This is a genomic window from Variovorax sp. KK3 (assembly GCF_001984055.1).
In the GTDB taxonomy this organism is placed as follows: Bacteria; Pseudomonadota; Gammaproteobacteria; order Burkholderiales; family Burkholderiaceae_C; genus Variovorax.
This window is the reverse complement of sequence record NZ_LYVO01000013.1, coordinates 79162-99894: the sequence shown is the minus strand read 5'-3', so window position 1 is coordinate 99894 and position 20733 is coordinate 79162. Positions and strand designations below refer to the sequence as shown.

Here is a 20733-nt window from a genome sequence, read left to right as displayed (position 1 = left end):
GGGAATGGACCGTAGGCACACGCCGACGCACCCCGTGATAATCGAGCGCACGCAGAACCCGGACAATCTCGCTCGCGCGCCGCTCCATCATGATCATTCACAGCCTGCTCGACACCGACCTCTACAAGTTCACGATGATGCAGGTGGTGCTGCATCACTTTCCGGGGGCGCGCGTGGAGTACCGGTTCAAGTGCCGTAACGGCGGCATCGACCTCGCGCAGTTCGCCGCGCAGATCCGCGAGGAGGTGCGCCACCTCTGCTCGCTGCAGTTCAAGGACGCCGAGCTGAGCTATCTGCGCTCGATGCGTTTCATCAAGAGCGACTTCGTCGACTTCCTCGGGCTGTTCCGGCTCAACGAGAAGTACATCGACATCACGCCGCTGCCCAATGGCGAGCTCGACATCCGCATCGAAGGCCCCTGGCTGCACACCATCCTGTTCGAGATCCCGGTGCTGGCCATCGTCAACGAGGTCTACTTCCGCAATACCCAGAAGCGGCCCGACCTCGCCGAAGGACGCAAGCGCCTCGAGGCCAAGGTGGGCCAGTTGCAGGCCGATGGTTTGCGAGAGCTGAAGATCGCCGACTACGGCACCCGCCGCCGCTTCTCCAAGGACTGGCACGAGGAAGTGCTGCGCACGCTCGCCACACGCCTGGGGCCGGTGACGTCGCCGCCGCAGCGCGCGGTCGACAAGCCGCCGCAGCTGGCCGGCACCAGCAACGTGCTCTATGCGATGAAGCTCGGCCTGATCCCGTTGGGCACCATGGCGCATGAATACCTGCAGGCCTGCCAGGCGCTGGGCCCGCGACTTCGCGACAGCCAGATCTTCGGCTTCGAATCGTGGGCGCGCGAGTACCGCGGCGACCTGGGCATCGCGCTGTCCGACGTCTATGGCATGAGCGCCTTCCTGCGCGATTTCGATCTCTATTTCTGCAAGCTCTTCGACGGCGCCCGCCACGACAGCGGCGACCCGTTTCAATGGGGCGAGCGCATGCTGGCCCATTACGCCGCCAACCGCGTCGACCCCCAGACCAAGACGCTGATCTTCAGCGACAGCCTGACGGTGCCACGAACGATCGAGCTCTACCTCCAGTTCCGCGGACGCTGCCAGCTGGCCTTCGGCATCGGCACCAACCTCACCAACGACCTGGGCTACGAGCCGCTGCAGATCGTGATCAAGATGGTGCGGTGCAACGACCAACCGGTCGCCAAGCTGTCCGACACGCCGGCCAAGAACATGTGCGACGACGAGCGCTACCTCGCCTACCTGCGCCAGGTCTTCGAAATCGCGCAGCCCGCGTGATGCGCCTGCCGACCCACCTCGCGCGTCCCTTGCGCTTGCTGGCTGCCGCCTTGTCGGCGATGGCTCCCGCCGCGGCCGTCGCCGCCGACATCGATGGCGGCGCGTTGTCGCCCTTCTGGGGCTTGCCCTTCGCCGGCATCCTGCTGTCCATTGCGCTGCTGCCCCTGCTCGCGCCGTCGTTTTGGCATCACCACTACGGCAAGGTGTCGGCAGGTTGGGCGCTCGCGTTCCTTCTTCCGTTCGCGGCGTTTTACGGCATCGGGTCGGCCGGCGTGCATCTCGTGCACGCGCTGCTGGCCGAGTACATCCCCTTCATCGTGCTGCTGACGGCGCTCTTCGTGGTGGCCGGGGGCATTCACATCCGCGGCAACCTGCGCGGCACGCCGGGGCTCAACACGGCGATCCTCGCGATCGGCGCGGTCCTGGCCAGCCTGATGGGAACGACCGGCGCGTCGATGCTGCTGATCCGACCGCTGATCCGTGCCAACGACAACCGGCGGCATCGGGTGCACGTGGTCGTCTTCTTCATTTTCATCGTGTCGAATGTGGGCGGGTCGCTCACGCCGCTGGGCGACCCGCCCTTGTTCCTGGGCTTCCTGAAGGGCGTGGAGTTCTTCTGGACGGCTCGCCACATCTTCCCAGAGACGCTGTTCATCACCGGCGCGCTCCTGGCGCTGTTCCACGGGCTCGACCGGTGGTACTACCGCAAGGAGGGTGGGCTGCCGGTCGATCCAACGCCCGACACGCGCGGCATTCGATTCGAGGGCGCCGTCAACTTCTGGCTGCTGGGCGGCGTCGTCGGCCTGGTGCTGATGAGCGGGGTGTGGAAATCCCCCGTGCGCTTCGACGCCTTCGGCACCGAGCTTGGCTTGCCGGGCATCGTGCGAGACATCGGCCTGATCGCCATCACTCTGCTGTCGTTGAAGATCACAGCGCCACAGGTGCATGCCGACAACCAGTTCGGCTGGGCGCCGATGGCGGAGGTGGCCAAGCTCTTCGCCGGCATCTTTCTCACCATCATTCCGGTGATCGCGATGCTCAAGGCCGGCGCCCAGGGTCCGTTCGGCGCGATCGTCTCTGCCGTGACCCGGCCGGACGGCCAGCCCGACCCCGCGATGTACTTCTGGGCCACCGGCGTGCTGAGTTCCTTCCTGGACAATGCACCCACCTACCTGGTCTTCTTCAACACCGCGGGCGGAAACGCGCAGGCGCTCATGGGGCCGCACGCCGCCACGCTGGCCGCCATCTCGGCGGGCGCGGTGTTCATGGGGGCTAACACCTACATCGGCAATGCGCCCAACCTGATGGTCAAGGCCATCGCTGAAAGCCGGGGCGTGCGCATGCCGAGCTTCTTCGGCTACATGATGTGGTCGGGTGCCATCCTGTTGCCGCTGTTCGTCCTTTGCACCTTCATCTTCTTCCGCTGAACCATGAGCAAACCCAGAATCCTCGTCGCCCGTTCGGTCTTTCCTGAAACCATCGCGCGCCTGCAAGCCCACTTCGACGTCGAAACCAACCAGGACGACCGCGGCTGGAGCAAGGCAGAGCTGATCGACAAGCTCAAGGACAAGCAGGGCGCTTTCACGACCGGCAGCGAGCGCATCGACGCCGAGGTGCTCGCTGCCTGCCCCGAGCTCAAGATCTGCGCGAACATGGCCGTGGGCTACAACAACTTCGACGTCGACGCGATGACCGCCAAGGGCGTGCTGGCCACCAACGCGCCCGACGTGCTGACCGAAACCACCGCCGACTTCGGCTTCGCCCTGCTGATGGCGACCGCGCGCCGCATCACCGAGAGCGAGCATTTCCTGCGTGCCGGCAAATGGCAGAAGTGGAGCTACGACATGTTCGCCGGGGCCGAGGTGCACGGCAGCACGCTCGGCATCATCGGCATGGGCCGCATCGGGCAGGGCATCGCCAAGCGTGGCGCACATGGCTTCGGCATGAAAGTGGTCTATCACAATCGCTCGCGCCTCGACGCCGCGCTCGAGGCCGAATGCAAGGCAGCCTATGTCGGCAAGGAAGAGCTGCTGAAGACCGCCGATCACGTGGTGCTGGTGGTGCCTTACTCGGCGGCTTCGCACCACACCATCGGTGCACCGGAGCTGGCGATGATGAAACCCACGGCCACGCTGGTGAACATCGCGCGCGGCGGCATCGTCGATGACGTGGCATTGGCCGCGGCGCTTCGCGACAAGCGCATCGCAGCAGCCGGGCTCGACGTGTTCGAGGGCGAGCCCAAGGTGCATCCGGACCTGCTGACCGTGCCGAACGTCGTGCTCACGCCGCACATCGCGAGCGCCACCATCCCGACCCGGCGCGCCATGGCCGACCTGGCGGCGGACAACCTGATCGGCTTCCTCGTGCACGGCAAGCCGCTCACGCCCCTCAACCCTGCGGTGCTGGGAGGCAAGTAGTCGGTCATGCCCTTGCCGGAAACCTGGATCCTGGGAGGCCTGGCGGTCCTCAACCTCTTGCTGCTGCTCTGGCTGCTGCTGCGCAAGCCGGCCGCCCCCGACCAGACGGCGCTGGTCGCCACGCTGGGCGCGGCCAACGAGCGCATCGAGCGCGAACTGCGGCGAGAGATCGGCGAATCCGCCCGCGGCGCCCGGCAGGAAACCGCGCAGGCCTTCGCCACCTTCCAACAGGCACTCGTGCAGCAGGGCGCGGAGGCCACGCGCACGCAGAACGCCCAGATCGACGCCTTCGCACAGCAGCTGACCCTGCTGCAGAAGACGTTGGCCGACACACTCAACACGCAGCTGCAGGGCCTGTCGGAATCGAATGCGCGCCGGTTGGCCGAGGTGCGTTCGACCATGGAGGCGCAGCTTGCGCAACTGCAGCAGAGCAACACGGCCAAGCTCGACGAGATGCGCCAGACGGTCGACGAAAAACTGCAGAGCACGCTCGAAGCCCGGCTGGGTGAGAGCTTCAAGCAGGTGGCCGACCGGCTGGAGCAGGTGCACAAGGGCCTGGGCGAGATGCAGACGCTGGCGGTCGGCGTCGGCAACCTTCAGCGCGTGCTGACCAACGTGAAGACGCGCGGCGTCTTCGGCGAAGTGCAGCTCGAAGCCCTGCTCGAGCAGGTGCTGACGGCAGAACAGTACGCCCGCCAGGTCGAGACCAAGCCGCGCAGCGGGCAGAGGGTGGACTTCGCGATCCGCTTTCCGGGGCGCGGCAGCGAGGGCGCGCCGGTCTGGCTGCCGATCGACGCCAAGTTTCCGCGCGACGACTACGAGCGCCTGCTCGACGCGCATGAGCGTGCCGATGCCGGTGCCGCCGAGTTGGCCGCGCGCGCGCTCGAAGCGCGCATCCGCACCGAGGCCAAGTCGATCGCCGAGAACTACCTTGCCGCGCCGCACACCACCGATTTCGCGATCCTGTTCTTGCCAGTCGAAAGCCTGTACGCCGAGGTCCTGCGCCGCCCGGGCCTGATGGACGCGATCCAGCGCCAGCACCGGGTGACACTGGCAGGGCCGACCACGCTGCTGGCCATGCTCAACAGCCTGCACATGGGCTTTCGCACGCTGGCCCTGGAGCAGCAGGCGTCCGAGGTGTGGAAGGTGCTGGGCGCGGTCAAGACGGAATTCGAGCGCTACGGCGAGTGGGTGGCGCGTATCAAGGAGCAGGTGGCCAAGGCCTCCGACACGCTCGACAAGGCCGACACCCGCGCCAAGCAGATGCGCCTGGCGTTGCGCAAGGTCGAAGCGCTGCCGGAGGCGCAGTCGCAGGCCTTGCTGCCCACCTCCGACGAGGGCGACCTCGTTCCGTGACAGCTGAACTGCTTCGCCTCATCGCGGCCCAGATCTGCCTGCATGCGGCCATGGCGGGCATGCGTCTCGGCGCGCCGTTGCTGGCGCTGCAGCAGGGGCATAGCGCGGCGTCGGTCGGCATCCTGATCGCATTGTTCGCGTTGACCCAGGTCTTCCTGGCGCTGCCGGCCGGGCGGTTCGCCGACCGGCATGGGCTGAAGCGGCCGCTCGTGCTGGCCGTGGTGGCAGCGTCGGCAGGCGCGGGCGTGGCGGCCGTGCTGCCGACCTTTCCGGTGCTGTGCCTGTCGGCTCTGCTGACTGGCGGTGCCACCGGTGCGGCCGTCATCGCGCTGCAGCGGCACGTCGGGCGGGCGGCGACCAACCCGGTACAGCTGAAGCAGGTCTTCAGCTGGCTCGCCATCGCGCCCGCCGGCGCGAACTTTCTCGGTCCATTCGTGGCCGGCTTGCTCATCGACCATGCGGGGCGCTCGCCGGCCGACATGGCAGGTTTCCGCATCGCCTTCGTCACGCTGGCGCTGCTGCCGCTGGGCGGGTGGCTCTTCGCGCGTCCCACGCGCGAGCTTCCACGCGTGCCCCCGCCGGCGGATGGCATTCGGCCGCGCGCCTGGGATCTGCTGCGCGAACCCATGTTCCGCCGCCTGCTGTTCGTCAACTGGCTGCAGTCCTCCAGCTGGGACGTGCATGCTTTCGTGCTGCCGATCCTGGGCCACGAGCGTGGCATCGGCGCGTCGGTGATCGGCGCGATCCTCGGCGCCTTCGCGATCGCCGCTGCGGCGATCCGCGTCATGCTGCCGCTGGTGGCGGCGCGCGCGTCCGAGCGCAGCGTGATCGCCACGTCGGCCGTGGTCACGGCGCTGGTGTTCGCGGTTTACCCGCTGCTCACCTCGGCGTCGACGATGGCGGTCTGTTCGGTGGTGCTGGGCTTCGCGCTCGGCGCGGTACAGCCCATGGTGATGAGCATGCTCCACCAGATCACCCCCCATGCGCGGCATGGCGAGGCGCTGGGGCTGCGCCTGATGACCATCAATGCCTCGAGCGTCGTGATGCCGATGCTGTTCGGCTCGATCGGCGCGCTGATTGGAATCGCGGGCGTCTTCTGGCTCTTCGGCGGTGTGGTGGCGGTGGGCTCGCGGGCCATCTGGGGGCTGCGGGTGCCGCCGCCCCCGGCGGATCACAGCTTGTAGAAGCGCTTGATCGCGTCCCATGCGTCCTGGGGCGCGTCGACGTACTCGACCAGCCTGACATCTTCGGGCGAGATCACGCCTTCTTCTGCCAGAAAGTCGAAATTGATCAGCTGACGCCAATAGTCGGAGCCGAACAGCACGATCGGCACCGGCTTCGCCTTGCGGGTCTGCACCAGCGTGATGACCTCGAACAACTCGTCCAGCGTGCCCATGCCGCCGGGGAAGGCGACCAGCGCTTTCGCCCGCATCATGAAATGCATCTTGCGGATGGCGAAGTAGTGGAATTTGAAGCTCAACGCCGGTGTGACGTACGGGTTGGCTTCTTCCTCCATCGGCAGCGCGATCGCCAGCCCGACCGAAATGCCGCCGCCTTCGTAGGCGCCACGGTTCGCGGCCTGCATGATGCCGGGGCCGCCGCCGGTGCAGACGAAGAGCTTGTCCTGCGGCTCCTTGTCGTCGCTGTATTGAGCGACCAGCTTGCCGAAGGCGCGGGCTTTCTCGTAGTAGTGCGAGTTGCGGGCCAGCCGGCGCCAGCGCGCGGCAGCGACCGTGTCGCCGGCGGCATCGGCCTGGGCGATCAGGGCGCCGGATTCTTCCTCGCTGCGAAATCGTGCGCTGCCGAACACGACCACCGTGTTCTCGATGCCATGCGCGCGCATTTCCAGGTCGGGCTTCATCAGCTCCAGCTGCATGCGCAGGCCGCGCGTTTCGCGCCGCAGCAGGAACTCGGGGTCGGCGAAGGCCAGGCGCGAGGGGTCTGCATGCAGCGGCAGGCCCTTGTCGGCGTGTGCTTGCAGGGTGGCCCAGGCGTCGGCCAGGCGCTTGTTGTGGAGGTCGTGTGTCTGGTTGGGCATGGTCGAACTGGGAAAACGGGTATCGGATTGTGCGCGCTGCAGGATTCGCGCCCGCTGACTGAACGCATCGATGCGTCAGGCCGCAGCGTACGCAAAAAAGGCTCCCGAAGGAGCCTCTTGGCAGATGCTGCGGAGCGGGTTCGCCGCTCAGACGCGCTTGCGGTATTCACCCGTGCGGGTGTCGATTTCGATGCGGTCGCCCTGCGACACGAAGAGTGGCACGGGAACTTCGAAGCCCGTGGCGATCTTGGCGGGCTTCAGAACCTTGCCCGAGGTGTCGCCCTTGACGGCCGGCTCGGTCCAGGTGATTTCGCGCTCGACGCTGGTGGGCAGCTCTACCGAGATCGCCTTGCCGTCGTAGAACACCACTTCGACGGGCATGTTGTCTTCGAGGTAGTTGAGCGCGTCGCCCATGTTCTCGGCCTCGACCTCGTACTGGTTGTACTCGCCGTCCATGCAGACGTACATGGGGTCGGCGAAGTAGGAGTAGGTGCACTCCTTCTTCTCGAGCACGATCTGCTCCATCTTGTCGTCGGCCTTGAAGACCACTTCGGTGTTGAAGTTGGCGATCAGGCTCTTGAGCTTCATGCGTACGGTGGCGGAGTTGCGGCCGCCGCGGCTGTATTCGGTCTTGAGGACCACCATCGGGTCTTTGCCATGCATGATCACGTTGCCGGCGCGGATTTCTTGAGCGATTTTCATAGTCAGGGTCTCTGGATGTGGGCCGCTCGGCGCATCTGCAAGGCGAAAGGCCCTCGATACGTTCACCGCGGCGGGTTCAGCGGATGGCGTGGCGCGCGTTCCAAAAAGACCCGGCCCGAATCCGCAAAGCCCGCAATTCTAGCTTTTTTGGGCCACGAACTGCCGCAAGCGAGTCACAAGGCTGTCTTCGGCGAGCAGGCGTTCGCGCGCCGCGGTCACCGCGCTTCCGCACGGCGCGAGCGCCTGGGCGTCGAGCGGGGGTAGATCACCATCGGCCATGCCGTTCCACAAGTGATGCATGCGACGCAGTTCGGATGGCGCGTCCAGCCAGTCGAGGAAAGCCTCGAGCTTCTCGTGGTGGGCATCGTCGTCCTGGGGGTAGATCTGCCACACGAAAGGCGCGCCGGCCCAGATCGCGCGCACCAGCGAATCCTCGCCCCGGACGAAATTCAGGTCGCAGGCCCACAGCAGGTGATCGAACTCGTCCTGGGGCAGATAAGGCAGCCAGGTGATGGACAGCGATCCGCGCTGTGCCGGACCCTGCGGCAGCGCGCGCGTGGCGCGGCCCGCCGTCACCAGCAGCCGCGTGGGCGTGCCTGCCTGCTCGAAGCGGGCCAGCAGGGCATCGAGTGCGGCGGGTTCGTAGCAGAAGAGGCAGACCAGGCGTTCTCCGCGCCATGGAATGCCTTGCCGGGCCAGCCAGGCGGCGCGTTCGAAGCCGGCGCGGCGCGCCATCAGGTCGGGCTCGCGCAACAGTCCCCCCGTCGCATCGGTGAAGCCGGGATAAAAGAAATACTTGGTCAGTCCGGCGCCCGGTCCCTGCAAGACGGGAGAGGGCAGTCCATGCAGGCGCTCCACATAGGGTTCGGCCGACAGGTATTCCAGGTTGAGCCAGACGCGACGGGGCGCACCGGCCGGCGCCGGCTGCACGAAGCGCTCGATCAGCTCGGGCGCGGGATGGCAGCCGAAGGCTTCGATCAGCACGTCCGGCGGTGCACCGTCGGACGCTTCCCTCCGTGCCAAAGCCGGCGTCCAGTCGACGACGCGAACGCTCGGGTGGCCGGCGGGCGCCATCCAGTCCAGCATCGAAGGGTCGTCGATCCACAGCCGCACTGCGTCGCCCGCCGTCGCCAGACCGCGCGCCAGACGCCAGCACACGCCGGCGTCGCCGTGGTTGTCGATGACCTTGCAGAAAATGTCCCAGCGCATCGCGGGGTACTCTACAGCCCGACGCGGCGGGCCACTCGCGCCGCCTCGGCACAATAGCGCCCCGATGTCAGACATGCATTCCGATCAACTGCTCAGCGAAGTGGCGGCGCTGCCGCAGCTGCCGGGCGTCTACCGCTATTTCGACGCCGCGGGCGCTGTGCTCTACGTGGGCAAAGCGCGCAACCTGAAAAGGCGGGTCGCCAACTACTTCCAGAAGAACCACGCCGGCACCCGCATCGGCCACATGATCTCGAAGATCGCGCGCATGGAGACGACGGTGGTGCGCTCCGAGGCGGAAGCGCTGCTGCTCGAGAACAACCTGATCAAGTCGCTCAAGCCGCGCTACAACATCCTGTTCCGCGACGACAAGAGCTATCCCTACCTCAAGATCGCATCGCACACCTTTCCCCGCCTCGCCTATTACCGTGGCTCAGTGGACCGCAAGCATCGGTACTTCGGCCCCTATCCGAGCGCCTGGGCGGTCAAGGAGTCGATCCAGCTGCTGCAGAAGGTTTTCAAGCTGCGCACCTGCGAGGACACCGTGTACGCCAACCGCACGCGGCCCTGCCTGCTGTTCCAGATCAAGCGATGCTCCGGGCCGTGCGTCGGCTACGTCACGCCCGAGGCCTATTCGCAGGACGTCGCCAATGCCGAGGCCTTTCTGCTCGGCGACACGCAGGCCGTGCTGTCGCAGCTCGAGGCGCGGATGATGGCGCACTCGGAAAAGCTCGAGTTCGAGCAGGCGGCCGAGTTGCGCAACCAGATGTCGGCGCTGTCTCGCGTGCTGCACCAGCAGTCGATCGAGATCGCCTCCGACAAGGACGTCGACATCCTGGCCGTCAAGGTGCAGGGCGGCAAGGCCTGCGTCAACCTGGCGATGGTGCGCGGCGGCCGGCACCTGGGCGACCGCGCCTACTTTCCGGTGCATGTGGAAGACGCGGCACAGATGCTGGCCGGCGCGGATGCCGAGGGCGAGGAAAGCCCCGAGGCCTTCGGATCGGTCGAGACGCAAGTGCTGGAGGCCTTCGTCGCGCAGCATTACATCGACGTGCCCGTGCCGCCCACACTGGTGCTGAGCGAGCAGGTCGGCCGCGAGTTGATCGAGGCCGTGGCGCAGCAGGCCGGCACGCGGGTGACGGCCGTGTTCCAGCCGCGCGAGCAGCGCCGGCATTGGCTGGAGATGGCGCAGACCAACGCAGGTCTTCAGCTGGCGCGGCTGCTGGCCGAGGAAGGCTCGCAGCAGGCCCGCACGCGTGCACTCGTCGACGCGCTGGAGCTGGCGCCCGACGACCTGGACAACTTCCGTGTCGAGTGCTTCGACATCTCGCACACGGCCGGTGAAGCGACGCAGGCCTCTTGCGTCGTGTTCGAACACCACACGATGCAGAACCGTGAGTACCGGCGCTACAACATCGATGGCATCACGCCGGGCGACGACTATGCAGCGATGCGCCAGGTACTGCAGCGGCGCTACGGCAAGCTCGCCGAGGCGATGGCCGCCGAGACCGACGCGCCGCCTGCCGGCGATGCGGCAGGTGCGGGAGCCGACGCAGCGACCGGGACGCGCGGCGCGCGCATGCCCGATCTGGTCCTGGTCGACGGTGGCAAGGGACAGGTCTCGATGGCGCGCGAAGTGTTCGGTGAATTGGGACTGCCGCTGTCGCTGATCGTCGGAGTGGAAAAGGGCGAGGGGCGCAAGGTCGGCCTGGAAGAGCTGGTGTTCGCCGACGGCCGCGAGAAGGTGTACCTCGGCCGCGATTCGGCCGCGCTGATGCTGGTGGCCCAGATTCGCGACGAAGCGCACCGCTTCGCCATCACCGGCATGCGCGCCAAGCGCGCCAAGGTGCGGGTCGGCGGCAGCCAGCTCGAGGACATCCCCGGCATCGGACCCAAGCGCCGCGCGCGCCTGTTGCAGCGCTTCGGCGGCATCCGCGGCGTGGCGGCGGCGAGCGTGGAGGACATCGCATCGGTCGACGGCATCGCCATGGATCTGGCCGAAGAGATCTATCGCGCTCTTCATTGACCTCGCGTGCCGGCGCGATCCGGCCGCATGACACAATCCGCCGCATGTTCTGGACGCTCCCCACCATCATGACCTGGACGCGCATCGTCGCGATTCCGCTGATCGTGGGTGTGTTCTACCTGCCGGTGAACGAGCCGACGCGCAACCTGGTCGCCACGGTGATGTTCATCGTGTTCGCGGCCACCGACTGGCTCGACGGCTATCTCGCACGCCGCCTCAACCAGACATCGGCCTTCGGCGCCTTCCTCGATCCGGTGGCCGACAAGTTTCTGGTGTGCGCTTCCTTGCTGGTGCTGGTGCACCTGAACCGCGCCGACGTGTTCGTGGCCCTGATCATCATCGGTCGCGAGATCGCCATCTCGGCGCTGCGCGAATGGATGGCGCAGATCGGCGCCGGCAAGAGCGTCGCGGTGCACATGATCGGCAAGGTCAAGACCGTGGTGCAGATGGTGGCGATTCCATTCCTGCTCTTCCATGGCACGCTGTTCGGCGTGATCGACACCGGGCTCTGGGGCCAGTGGCTGATCTGGATCTCGGCCGTGCTCACCGTCTGGTCGATGGTGTACTACCTGCAGAAGGCGATCCCAGAGATCCGGGCCCGGGCCAAATGACGGCTGCAGCCGCTCCCGCCTCGGGATGGGTGCGGGCCATGCCGGCCGTGTTCGTGCTGATCTGGAGCACCGGATTCATCGTGGCGCGTTACGCGATGCCGTATGCGCCGCCGCTCAAGTTCCTGGCCGTTCGCTATGCGCTGTCGGTTCTGTGCTTCCTGGTGTGGGTGCGGCTCGCGCGCGTGAGCTGGCCGCGCGAGCGTGCGCAGTGGGGGCACCTGGCGGTCACCGGCATCCTGATGCAGGCGGGCTACTTGGGCGGTGTCTGGGCCGCGGTGCGTGCAGGCATGGGGTCGGGCCTGGTCGCGCTGCTGGTCGGCATCCAGCCGGTTCTTACCGCGGTCTGGCTGTCGATGCGCGGCGGTGCGATCAATGGTCGACAGTGGGCGGGCCTGGCGCTGGGCTTCGCCGGGCTGGTGCTGGTGGTGCTGCGCAAACTGGAGCAGGGCGGCGAAGTCAGTGCGCTGAACATGAGCCTGGCGGTGATGGCGCTGTTGTCCATCACGGCCGGCACCCTGTATCAAAAGCGCTTCGTCGCGCCCTGCGATGTGCGCGCCGCGGGCGCCATCCAACTCGCGGCCGCTTTCGTGGCCAGCGTGCCCTTCGCCTTGCTCGAAGCGGACTCTGTCCAGTGGAACGCCTACTCGATCGGCGCGATGGCGTGGTCTGTACTGGCGCTCTCGCTGGGCGGGAGCTCGCTGCTCTACATGTTGATCCAGCGTGGCACCGCCACGGCCGTGACCAGCCTGCTCTACCTCGTGCCGCCCTGCACGGCCTTGATGGCCTGGCTGCTGTTCGCGGAGCCTGTCACCGTGCCGACGCTGATCGGCATCGGCATGACGGCGGTCGGCGTGAGTCTGGTCGTGCGCGGCGAGCGTTGAGTCGAGCGATTCCTGGCTCTCAGGCCTTCACAGACCCTCGGCGCCGTCTGGCTTCAGGCATGGGCTGCCACGGCTCGTGCCTGAACTGCTCGGCGAGGAAGTCGACCAGCAGACGAACACGCCGTGGCGTCTTGGGTTGCCAGGGTGCAAGCCACTGGATGTCGGCGTCCGGCATGGACAGCCGTGGCAGCACCTGGATGAGCTCACCCGATGCCAACTGCGGCGCGATGTCCCAAAGACTGCGCAGCACGATCCCTTGGCCGGCCAGGCACCAGTCACGCACCAGTTCTCCCGAGTTGCTGCACAAGGGGCCGCTGACTTGCACGCGCACGGGTTGCCGCGTCTGCGCGTCGTTCAAGGTCCAGACGTCGAAGCGCCGGGCCGCGGCGCTTTCGTTCTCCTGCACGACCAGGCAGTCATGGTTCGCCAGCGCCGCTGCATCGGCGGGGGCGCCACGCTGCTGCAGGTAGGCCGGGGAAGCCGCCAGCACACGCTGGTTGCGGGCCAGCCGCCGCGCGACCCAGTCGCCTGCATGCCGCTGCGGCGCAGACCACAGCCACACTGCGCCGTCGTAGCCTTCCGCGCCGAGATCGGGCAGGCGCTCGGTGAGCCGCAACTCGACCTGAAGTGCAGGGTAGCGTTCGCGAAACCGGGCGAGGGCGGGGCCCACCCAACGCCGACCGAAGCCGAAGGTGGCCGCGATGCGCAGCGCGCCGCGCGGCTCGTTCTGCCGTTCGCTCAGCTCAGCTTCGAGTGCTGCGAAGCCTGCCAGCAGGCGCTCGGCGTGCATGCACACGGCTTCGCCTTCGGCCGTGAGGTTCAGCCTGCGGGTGGTGCGTTCGAACAGGCGATGGCCGAGCCGCTGCTCCAGCGCGGCCAAGCGCTTGGTGATGGCCGAAGGCACCACGTCCAACGCCTGGGCCGCGCCGGCGAGGCTGCCGGTGTTGCGGACTGACAAGACCAGCTCCAGGTCGCCACGTTCCATTCGTTCCTCCTTGGAAAGAGTCGATTCTCCAATTGTTTCTTGATGGCCTCCGGCGTGCAACGCACAATCGCCAGATGCAAACCGGCTTTACTCCCTTCGATGTCACGCGAGACGGTGTTCGCCTGCACGGCCGCATCGGGGGAAGCGGCCCTCCCGTGCTGATGCTGCATGGCCATCCGCAGACGCTGACGATCTGGCACCGTGTGGCTCCGAAGCTGGCGGAGCGCTTCACGCTCGTGATGGTCGATCTGCGCGGTTATGGCGATTCAGGCCGGCCGCAAGCGGATGCCGAGCATCTGGTCTACAGCAAGCGCGAGATAGCCTTGGACGCGATGGCCGTGATGTCGCACCACGGTTTCGACCGCTTCCAGGTGCTGGCACACGATCGCGGCGCGCGCGTCGCGCATCGACTTGCTGTGGATCATCCGGACGCCGTCGAGCGGCTGATGCTGCTGGACATCGCACCCACGCTGGCGATGTACGAGCGCACCTCCGAAGCCTTTGCACGTGCCTATTGGCATTGGTTTTTTCTGATCCAGCCATCGCCGCTGCCCGAGGCCTTGATCGAGTCCGACCCGGTGCGCTACGTGCGCAGCGTCATGGGGAGCCGTCATGCGGGCCTGGCGCCTTTTGCGCCCGAAGCCATGGCCGAGTACGAGCGTTGCGCAGCGATTGCCGGCACCGCGCGCGGCATGTGCGAGGACTACCGCGCCTCGGCGACCATCGATCTCGAACACGACCGCGCCGACGTCGCTTCGGGCCGGCGCGTTACGCAGCCGCTGCGCGTGCTGTGGGGCGAGCACGGCGTCGTGGGACGCTGCTTCGACGTGCTTGCGCTATGGCGCGAAAGGGCGCGGCATGTGTCGGGTGCTGCGCTCCCGTGCGGTCACTACATTCCCGAGGAAGCGCCCGAGGCACTGGCCGAGGAAGCGCTCCGATTTTTTCAATGACCCCCATCCGCCATCAGACAAGGAAGACACCATGAGCAGCAAGAAGCGCATCGCCGTGATCGCCGGCGACGGCATCGGCAAGGAAACCATGCCCGAGGGGCTGCGCGTGCTCGACGCAGCAGGCCGTAAATTCGGCATCGACCTGCAGTTCGACACCTTCGATTTCTCGAGCTGGGACTACTACGAGAAGCACGGCAAGATGCTGCCGGACAACTGGAAAGACCAGATCGGCGGGCACGATGCGATCTACTTCGGCGCGGTGGGCTGGCCCGAGAAGATCGCCGATCACGTGTCGCTGTGGGGTTCGCTGTTGCTGTTCCGCCGCGAGTTCGACCAGTACATCAACTTGCGGCCGGCGCGCCTGATGCCCGGCATCATCGCGCCGGTGGTGCGGCGCGACGGCACGCCGCGGCAGCCTGGCGAAATCGACATGTACATCGTGCGCGAGAACACCGAGGGCGAGTACTCGAGCATCGGCGGGCGCATGTACGAAGGCACAGCGCGCGAGATCGTCATTCAGGAAACGGTGATGTCGCGCACGGGCGTGGACCGCGTGCTGAAGTTCGCCTTCGAACTCGCGCAGTCGCGGCCGAAGAAGCACTTGACCAGTGCCACCAAGTCGAACGGCATCTCGATCACCATGCCGTACTGGGACGAACGCGTGGCCGCGATGGGCGCGAACTATCCAGGCGTCAAGCTCGACAAGTTCCACATCGACATCCTCACGGCGCACTTCGTGCAGCGTCCCGATTTCTTCGACGTGGTGGTGGCGAGCAACCTGTTCGGCGACATCCTGTCCGACCTGGGCCCGGCCTGCACCGGCACGATCGGCATCGCGCCGAGCGCCAATCTCAACCCGGAGCGCACCACGCCTTCGCTGTTCGAGCCGGTCCACGGCTCGGCCCCGGACATCGCGGGCAAAGGCATCGCCAATCCGATCGGGCAGATCTGGTGCGGCGCGATGATGCTGGAGTTCCTCGGCCATCGCGACGCGCACGATGCGATCCTCGCGGCCATCGAGAAGGTGCTGGCGCCCGCGAGCGGCGCACCACGCACGCCGGACATCGGCGGCACCGCGAGCACGTCGGACCTCGGCCGCGCGATCGCAGAAGCGCTCTGAAAGCCGGCCCTCGGGAAGGGGCTCGCGAAACGCAACTAGAATCGCGGTCCTCGCTGCGCCACACGGGTCAGTGTCGTATTGACACCCTGTGGACCAGTGGTTGTAATCCTTGTCGGCAGTGCGCTGCCGGCGCGTCAGATCTGCCATCCATCACCTCCATGAACCCCGCGGCACCGTCGCGGGGTCGGCATTTTGTCTGACGCTACCCGATCAACTATCTTTTCCTACAAGGGGTCCTTGTGAACAAAACCGAACTGATTGAGCACATCGCAAAGAACGCCGACATCTCCAAGGCCGCTGCAACCCGCGCCCTCGAGTCGACCATCGGCGCCATCCGCACCACGCTCAAGAAAGGTGGCTCGGTCTCGCTCGTCGGTTTCGGTACTTTCGCTGTCGGTAAACGTGCTGCGCGCACGGGTCGCAATCCGCGCACCGGCGACGCGATTAAAATCAAGGCCGCCAAGATTCCCAAGTTTCGCCCCGGCAAGGCGCTGAAAGATGCGCTGAACTGACAGACGGTTTTACGGTTGGGTGCTTAGCTCAGTTGGTAGAGCGGCGCCCTTACAAGGCGTAGGTCGGGGGTTCGAGCCCCTCAGCACCCACCAACCGATGCAAAGGCGAACAATCAGTTCGCCTTTTTTGTTTTTCGCTAGAGAGATTTCCATCCATGTTCGATTCGTTCCGGAAGCACAACAAGATCCTGATGGCCATCTTGTTCCTGTTGATCGTGCCTTCATTCGTGGTCGTCGGCGTGCTGGACCGCTACACCGGCGGCAACGACAAGGGTGAGAAAGTTGCCAGCGTCGCAGGCGACGGCATTCGGCGCCCGGACTGGGACACGCAGCATCGCAACGATGTCGATCGCATCCGTCAGCAGCGGCCGGACGTGAATCCGTCGATGTTCGACACCGAGTCCGAACGCTACGCCACGCTCGAGCGCATGGTTCGCGATCGCGTGCTGGCAGCGGCAGCGGCGCAAGACCACTTCGTCGTGACGGAGCAGCGGCAGCTGGAATTGTTCCAGAACGACCCGGCCCTGGCGACCTTCGTGACAACGAAGAACGGCAAGCCGGAATTCGATCGCGAGCTGTTCTTTCGCGCCACGGGCATGACGCCTCAGCAGCACCAGGATGCGCTGATCGCGCAGATGACGCGCCAGCAGGTGCTCAAGGGCATCTCCGACACGGGTTTCGCGACGCCGGCGCAGGCTGCGCCCACGCTCAATGCGTTCTATGACCGGCGCGAAATTCAGGTTGCGCGTTTCGCACCGGGCGACTTCACGAGCAAGGTGACCGTGAGCGACGCCGACCTCGAGGCCTATTACAAGCAGCACGTCGCGCAGTTCCAGTTGCCGGAGCAAGCCAGCATCGAATACCTGGTGCTGGACCTCGACACTGCCAAGAAGAACATCGCGGTGAACGAGGCGGACCTTCGCACTTACTACGAGCAGAACACCGCACGCTTCGGCACGAAAGAAGAGCGGCGAGCCAGCCACATCCTGATCGGGGCGGCGTCGAGCGCGCCTGCGGCCGACCGCGAAAAGGCACGCGCGAAGGCGCAGGAATTGCTCGCCGAGGTGCGCAAGACGCCCGGCAGCTTTGCCGAGCTCGCACGCAAGAACTCGCAGGATCCGGGATCGGCTGAGAAGGGCGGCGATCTTGATTTCGTGACCCGCGGCGCGATGGTGAAGCCATTCGAGGATGCGATGTTCGCGCTCAAAAAAGGCGAGATCAGCGATGTGGTGGAGTCCGAGTTCGGCTATCACATCATTCAGCTCAACGACATCAAGCCAGCGGTCGCGCCGCCCTTCGAGCAGGTGCGCGCGAAGATCGAGGACGAGGTGCGCAGCCAGCAGGCGACGCAGGAATTCGCCAAGGCGGCCGAGAGCTTCACAGATGCCGTCTACCAGCAGCCCGAGAGCCTCAAGGCTGCGGCGGAGAAGCTCAAGCTCACGATTCGCACGGCCGACAAGGTGGCGCGCACGCCGGCGCCTGGAGCGACAGGTGCATTGGCCAGTGCCAATTTCTTGAACGCGCTGTTCGCGCCCGATTCGCTTGAACGCAAGCACAACACGGAGGCGATCGAGATCGGGCCGAACCAGCTCGCGTCGGGGCGTGTCATTCAATACACGGCGGCGCGCGCGCAGCCTTTCGAGGAGGTCAAGGACAAGGTGAAAGCGCAGTTGGTCGCCGAGCGTGCTTCCGCACTGGCGAAGACCGAAGGCGAGTACAAGCTCGTTGCTTGGCAATCCAATGCGGCAGGCGCCAATTTCGGCGCTGCCGTGACGGTGTCACGTCTCGATGCCCAATCGCAGCCGACTCCTGTGATCGAAGGCGCATTGCGCGCAGATCCTACGAAGCTGCCCACGCTGGTCGGGGTGGATTTGGGAGTGCAGGGCTACGCGGTCGTGCGTGTGGTCAAGGAAGTGCCGCGCACGGCGCCGGCGCCTGAGGTGGCGCAACAGGAAGCCCAGCAGTACGCCATGGCAGCCGCCGCTGCGGAGACTGCCGCTTACTACGACCTGCTCAAGAAGCGGCTCAAAGCCGAAGTTTTGGTGCCCCGGCCTGCAGATTCGGGCATCACTGTCGGAAGGTAGCTTTTTTCAAGCTACAATTGCCGGCTCTACGGTGGCTGTAGCTCAGTTGGTAGAGTCCCAGATTGTGATTCTGGTCGTCGTGGGTTCGAGTCCCATCAGCCACCCCAAGATTTCTCACAAAGCGCCGGTCATTCGACCGGCGTTTTTTTTTGCTGCGCGACGGCTTCTTTCAGCGCCGTATTCGACGGGTCTTGCGGCAATATGAAGTTGAATTAGAATTCGGGCTTTCCAATTTGGAGGAACTTGCACCGATGGCCTCTACACTTGCCGACATCAATTCTCAGATCAAGAAGCACGATGAGCAGATCGCCCAATTGCGCAAGCAAGCGGAGGATCTTCGCAATCAGGAGCGTGCGGGCGTGATCGAAGAGCTTCGTAAAAAGATCGCGGAATACGGCCTGTCCGCTGCAGATCTTAAACTCGCATCTCGGGGCGGCAGAAAGTCTGTCGCGGCTGTTGCGGTCAAGTCCGCTGCGAAGTACCGCAGCCCCAATGGCGAAACCTGGTCAGGTGGCCGAGGCCGCAAACCTCGTTGGATCACGGAAGCACTGGCAGCCGGCAAGCCTTTGTCGGATTTCGAGATCCGTTAGGCGCAGGCGCTTTGTGATTCCATAGAAATGCCCGCTTAGCGGGCTTTTCTTATTGATCGGCTCGCCCCTTCTCTTCAGTTGACCAGCACGAGCTTGCCCTTGACCGCCCGCGAGCCCATGTGGGCGTAGGCGGCCTTCAGATCCGACATCGGGACGGTGCTGTCGATCACAGGCTTGATCTTGCCCTGCCCGTACCACTTGGCCAATTCCGCCATCATCGAGGCGTTGGCTTTTGGCTCGCGCTTCGCGAAATCGCCCCAGAACACGCCAACCAGAGACGCGCCTTTGAGAAGCATCAAATTCAGCGGCAACGACGGAATGGGTCCCGAGGCGAATCCGACCACCAGATAGCGGCCGCGCCAACCGATGGAACGGAATGCCGGTTCCGCGAAATCGCCACCCACCGGGTCGTAAATCACGTCGGGGCCTTTGCCGCCGGTCGCTGCCTTGATGGCGTCGCGAAAGCCCCCAGAAAGCGTGTGCGTCGTGTAGTTGATCGTGTCGTCGGCGCCAATGGATTTGCACAGGTCGCATTTTTCGTCGGTGGAGGCCGCCGCGATCACTTTGGCGCCTGCGGCCTTGGCAATTTGAATCGCTGCAGTGCCGACGCCACCTGCCGCCCCAAGAATCAACACGGTTTCTCCGGCCTTCAGCTGTGCCCGGTCCATCAATGCATGCCACGACGTGGCGTAAATCATGATGAAGGCGGCAGCATCGACGTAACCAAAGCCCTCGGGCAAAGGCATGCAAAGCGCTGCCGGTGCAAGCGTATGGGTGCCGAACCCACCGGTTCCCGACAGGCATGCTACGTTCTGACCCGGTCGAAGGTGGGTGACGCCTTCTCCCACGGCCGCGACCACGCCTGCGTATTCGGAACCGGGCACGAAAGGCAGCTGTGGCTTGATCTGATACTTGTTCTGGACGATGAGCAGATCGGGAAAGTTCAGGCTTGCTGCCTTGATTTCGATCAGCACCTGGCCCGCCCCCGGCGTCGGCGTCGGCAGTTCTTTCCAGGTCAGCGCATCGACGCCGGTCGGGTTTTCGCAGAGCCATGCGTGCATGCTCGGGTCTCCTTGGGTTGGAAATGACGGGGGTCTTGGGTGGCGGCCATGATAGGCGGGACCCCAATCGGGCATTGTCCCTGCCGTGACGTACCCGCCGCCTACAATCGCGCGCACTACCAACGCCATGAAGATACTGATTTCGAACGACGATGGCTTTCAGGCCCCGGGCATCGTGGCGCTCCACGATGCGCTCAAGGACATGGCGGACGTCGAAGTCGTGGCACCGGAGCACAACAACAGCGCCAAGTCGAATGCGCTCACGCTTGCTGCGCCGCTCTATGTGCACAAGGCGCACAACGGCTTTCGATACGTGACCGGCACGCCGGCCGATTGTGTGCACATCGCTCTCAAGGGACTGCTCGACTATCGTCCCGACCTCGTGGTCTCCGGCATCAACAATGGCGCGAACATGGGCGACGACACCATCTATTCGGGCACGGTCGGCGCAGCCATGGAAGCCTATCTTTTCGGCATTCCGGCGATCGCTTTCTCGCAGATCGAGAAGGGGTGGGCGCATGTAGATGCGGCAGCTCGCGTCGCGCGTCAACTGGTCGAACAGGTCGAGCGAGAGCGCATGCTCGAGGGCCCGACTTTCCTGCTCAACGTCAACGTGCCGAACCTGCCCTTCGAGCAACTCAAGCCGGTCAAGGTCTGTCGCCTCGGGCGGCGGCACGCTGCAGAGAAGGTGATCACGCAGGACAGCCCGCGAGGCGAGACCATGTATTGGATCGCCGCCGCCGGCGGCGCCAAGGACAGCGGCGAAGGCACCGATTTTCACGCCGCGGCCGCCGGCCACATCGCGCTGACACCACTGCAGATCGACCTGACGGATCATGCTCACCTGGACCAGTGGCGCGCCACGGTTGCTCGGCTGGCGGAGCGCCCCTGAC

19 protein-coding genes and 2 tRNA genes are annotated in these 20733 nt (G+C 65.5%); 16 read left to right on the top strand and 5 right to left on the bottom strand.

Annotated elements, in window-relative coordinates; genetic code table 11:
* Positions 1–89 precede the first annotated feature (89 nt).
* The 5 genes from pncB to B0W80_RS09015 are packed head-to-tail and all read left to right on the top strand — an operon-like array spanning position 90 to position 6258.
* The gene (pncB, locus tag B0W80_RS09035; RefSeq protein ID WP_076998790.1) at positions 90–1301 is read left to right on the top strand and encodes a nicotinate phosphoribosyltransferase; all 1212 of its coding nucleotides are present in this window, start codon (positions 90–92) and stop codon (positions 1299–1301) included.
* Positions 1301–2728: a sodium:proton antiporter gene (locus tag B0W80_RS09030; RefSeq protein WP_076998789.1), complete on the top strand. Its 1428-nt coding sequence runs from the start codon at positions 1301–1303 to the stop codon at positions 2726–2728. The genes pncB and B0W80_RS09030 overlap by 1 nt, the downstream gene beginning before the upstream one ends.
* A gap of 3 nt (positions 2729–2731) precedes the next feature.
* A complete protein-coding gene (locus B0W80_RS09025) occupies positions 2732–3718 on the top strand; it encodes a D-glycerate dehydrogenase (RefSeq protein ID WP_076998788.1) in 987 nt (328 codons plus the stop codon).
* Positions 3719–3724: 6 nt separating this feature from the next.
* A complete protein-coding gene (locus tag B0W80_RS09020; protein WP_076998787.1) occupies positions 3725–5074 on the top strand; it encodes a DNA recombination protein RmuC in 1350 nt (449 codons plus the stop codon).
* Positions 5075–5124: 50 nt separating this feature from the next.
* Positions 5125–6258, top strand: coding sequence for an MFS transporter (locus B0W80_RS09015; RefSeq protein ID WP_373038454.1), 1134 nt, complete (start codon positions 5125–5127; stop codon positions 6256–6258).
* Here the strand turns inward: B0W80_RS09015 and B0W80_RS09010 are convergent.
* From B0W80_RS09010 to earP, 3 genes are all read right to left on the bottom strand, one after another.
* The gene (locus B0W80_RS09010; protein WP_076998785.1) at positions 6246–7112 is read right to left on the bottom strand and encodes a TIGR00730 family Rossman fold protein; all 867 of its coding nucleotides are present in this window, start codon (positions 7110–7112) and stop codon (positions 6246–6248) included. The two genes, B0W80_RS09015 and B0W80_RS09010, sit on opposite strands and share 13 nt — an antisense overlap.
* 147 nt (positions 7113–7259) lie before the next feature.
* Positions 7260–7814 carry an elongation factor P gene (gene efp / locus B0W80_RS09005; RefSeq protein ID WP_076998784.1) on the bottom strand — a complete coding sequence of 185 codons (555 nt, stop codon included), beginning with the start codon at positions 7812–7814 and terminating at the stop codon, positions 7260–7262.
* 138 nt (positions 7815–7952) lie between these two features.
* Positions 7953–9023 carry an elongation factor P maturation arginine rhamnosyltransferase EarP gene (gene earP / locus B0W80_RS09000; RefSeq protein WP_076998783.1) on the bottom strand — a complete coding sequence of 357 codons (1071 nt, stop codon included), beginning with the start codon at positions 9021–9023 and terminating at the stop codon, positions 7953–7955.
* Positions 9024–9087: 64 nt separating this feature from the next.
* Between earP and uvrC the strand changes: the two genes are divergently transcribed.
* Genes uvrC through B0W80_RS08985 form a run of 3 tightly spaced genes read left to right on the top strand, consistent with a single transcriptional unit; the run spans position 9088 to position 12538 of the window.
* Positions 9088–11046 carry an excinuclease ABC subunit UvrC gene (uvrC, locus tag B0W80_RS08995; protein WP_076998782.1) on the top strand — a complete coding sequence of 653 codons (1959 nt, stop codon included), beginning with the start codon at positions 9088–9090 and terminating at the stop codon, positions 11044–11046.
* Positions 11047–11090: 44 nt separating this feature from the next.
* Positions 11091–11657 (top strand): CDP-diacylglycerol--glycerol-3-phosphate 3-phosphatidyltransferase, encoded by a 567-nt coding sequence (gene pgsA / locus B0W80_RS08990; protein ID WP_076998781.1) that lies wholly within the window; start codon positions 11091–11093, stop codon positions 11655–11657.
* Positions 11654–12538, top strand: coding sequence for a DMT family transporter (locus B0W80_RS08985; RefSeq protein ID WP_076998780.1), 885 nt, complete (start codon positions 11654–11656; stop codon positions 12536–12538). The genes pgsA and B0W80_RS08985 overlap by 4 nt, the downstream gene beginning before the upstream one ends.
* Positions 12539–12557: 19 nt before the next feature.
* Here B0W80_RS08985 and B0W80_RS08980 read toward each other — a convergent pair whose 3' ends face one another.
* Positions 12558–13523: a LysR substrate-binding domain-containing protein gene (locus B0W80_RS08980; protein ID WP_076998779.1), complete on the bottom strand. Its 966-nt coding sequence runs from the start codon at positions 13521–13523 to the stop codon at positions 12558–12560.
* A 74-nt stretch (positions 13524–13597) separates the two neighbouring features.
* Between B0W80_RS08980 and B0W80_RS08975 the strand changes: the two genes are divergently transcribed.
* From B0W80_RS08975 to B0W80_RS08945, 7 genes are all read left to right on the top strand, one after another.
* A complete protein-coding gene (locus tag B0W80_RS08975; protein WP_076998778.1) occupies positions 13598–14473 on the top strand; it encodes an alpha/beta fold hydrolase in 876 nt (291 codons plus the stop codon).
* Between the two features lie 31 nt (positions 14474–14504).
* A complete protein-coding gene (locus tag B0W80_RS08970) occupies positions 14505–15593 on the top strand; it encodes a tartrate dehydrogenase (RefSeq protein ID WP_076998777.1) in 1089 nt (362 codons plus the stop codon).
* A gap of 239 nt (positions 15594–15832) precedes the next feature.
* On the top strand, positions 15833–16105 hold the full coding sequence (locus B0W80_RS08965) for an HU family DNA-binding protein (RefSeq protein ID WP_007830705.1): 273 nt from the start codon (positions 15833–15835) through the stop codon (positions 16103–16105).
* 17 nt (positions 16106–16122) lie between these two features.
* Positions 16123–16198 (top strand) — tRNA-Val (locus B0W80_RS08960).
* A gap of 62 nt (positions 16199–16260) precedes the next feature.
* Positions 16261–18189 (top strand): peptidylprolyl isomerase, encoded by a 1929-nt coding sequence (locus B0W80_RS08955; protein ID WP_076998776.1) that lies wholly within the window; start codon positions 16261–16263, stop codon positions 18187–18189.
* 31 nt (positions 18190–18220) lie between these two features.
* A tRNA-His gene (locus B0W80_RS08950) sits at positions 18221–18296 on the top strand.
* 42 nt (positions 18297–18338) lie between these two features.
* Positions 18339–18779: an H-NS histone family protein gene (locus tag B0W80_RS08945; RefSeq protein WP_256856521.1), complete on the top strand. Its 441-nt coding sequence runs from the start codon at positions 18339–18341 to the stop codon at positions 18777–18779.
* A gap of 74 nt (positions 18780–18853) precedes the next feature.
* Here B0W80_RS08945 and B0W80_RS08940 read toward each other — a convergent pair whose 3' ends face one another.
* The gene (locus B0W80_RS08940) at positions 18854–19840 is read right to left on the bottom strand and encodes an NADPH:quinone oxidoreductase family protein (RefSeq protein WP_076998774.1); all 987 of its coding nucleotides are present in this window, start codon (positions 19838–19840) and stop codon (positions 18854–18856) included.
* A gap of 127 nt (positions 19841–19967) precedes the next feature.
* Between B0W80_RS08940 and surE the strand changes: the two genes are divergently transcribed.
* Positions 19968–20732: a 5'/3'-nucleotidase SurE gene (gene surE / locus B0W80_RS08935; RefSeq protein WP_076998773.1), complete on the top strand. Its 765-nt coding sequence runs from the start codon at positions 19968–19970 to the stop codon at positions 20730–20732.
* Position 20733: the final 1 nt, after the last annotated feature.

Bases quoted from the DNA above. Each gene is read 5' to 3' on its own strand.
- pncB (WP_076998790.1), top strand. From the start codon at position 90: ATGATCATTCACAGCCTGCTCGACACCGACCTCTACAAGTTCACGATG.
- B0W80_RS09030 (WP_076998789.1), top strand. From the start codon at position 1,301: ATGCGCCTGCCGACCCACCTCGCGCGTCCCTTGCGCTTGCTGGCTGCC.
- B0W80_RS09025 (WP_076998788.1), top strand. From the start codon at position 2,732: ATGAGCAAACCCAGAATCCTCGTCGCCCGTTCGGTCTTTCCTGAAACC.
- B0W80_RS09020 (WP_076998787.1), top strand. From the start codon at position 3,725: ATGCCCTTGCCGGAAACCTGGATCCTGGGAGGCCTGGCGGTCCTCAAC.
- B0W80_RS09015 (WP_373038454.1), top strand. From the start codon at position 5,125: ATGGCGGGCATGCGTCTCGGCGCGCCGTTGCTGGCGCTGCAGCAGGGG.
- B0W80_RS09010 (WP_076998785.1), bottom strand. From the start codon at position 7,112: ATGCCCAACCAGACACACGACCTCCACAACAAGCGCCTGGCCGACGCC.
- efp (WP_076998784.1), bottom strand. From the start codon at position 7,814: ATGAAAATCGCTCAAGAAATCCGCGCCGGCAACGTGATCATGCATGGC.
- earP (WP_076998783.1), bottom strand. From the start codon at position 9,023: ATGCGCTGGGACATTTTCTGCAAGGTCATCGACAACCACGGCGACGCC.
- uvrC (WP_076998782.1), top strand. From the start codon at position 9,088: ATGTCAGACATGCATTCCGATCAACTGCTCAGCGAAGTGGCGGCGCTG.
- pgsA (WP_076998781.1), top strand. From the start codon at position 11,091: ATGTTCTGGACGCTCCCCACCATCATGACCTGGACGCGCATCGTCGCG.
- B0W80_RS08985 (WP_076998780.1), top strand. From the start codon at position 11,654: ATGACGGCTGCAGCCGCTCCCGCCTCGGGATGGGTGCGGGCCATGCCG.
- B0W80_RS08980 (WP_076998779.1), bottom strand. From the start codon at position 13,523: ATGGAACGTGGCGACCTGGAGCTGGTCTTGTCAGTCCGCAACACCGGC.
- B0W80_RS08975 (WP_076998778.1), top strand. From the start codon at position 13,598: ATGCAAACCGGCTTTACTCCCTTCGATGTCACGCGAGACGGTGTTCGC.
- B0W80_RS08970 (WP_076998777.1), top strand. From the start codon at position 14,505: ATGAGCAGCAAGAAGCGCATCGCCGTGATCGCCGGCGACGGCATCGGC.
- B0W80_RS08955 (WP_076998776.1), top strand. From the start codon at position 16,261: ATGTTCGATTCGTTCCGGAAGCACAACAAGATCCTGATGGCCATCTTG.
- B0W80_RS08940 (WP_076998774.1), bottom strand. From the start codon at position 19,840: ATGCACGCATGGCTCTGCGAAAACCCGACCGGCGTCGATGCGCTGACC.
- surE (WP_076998773.1), top strand. From the start codon at position 19,968: ATGAAGATACTGATTTCGAACGACGATGGCTTTCAGGCCCCGGGCATC.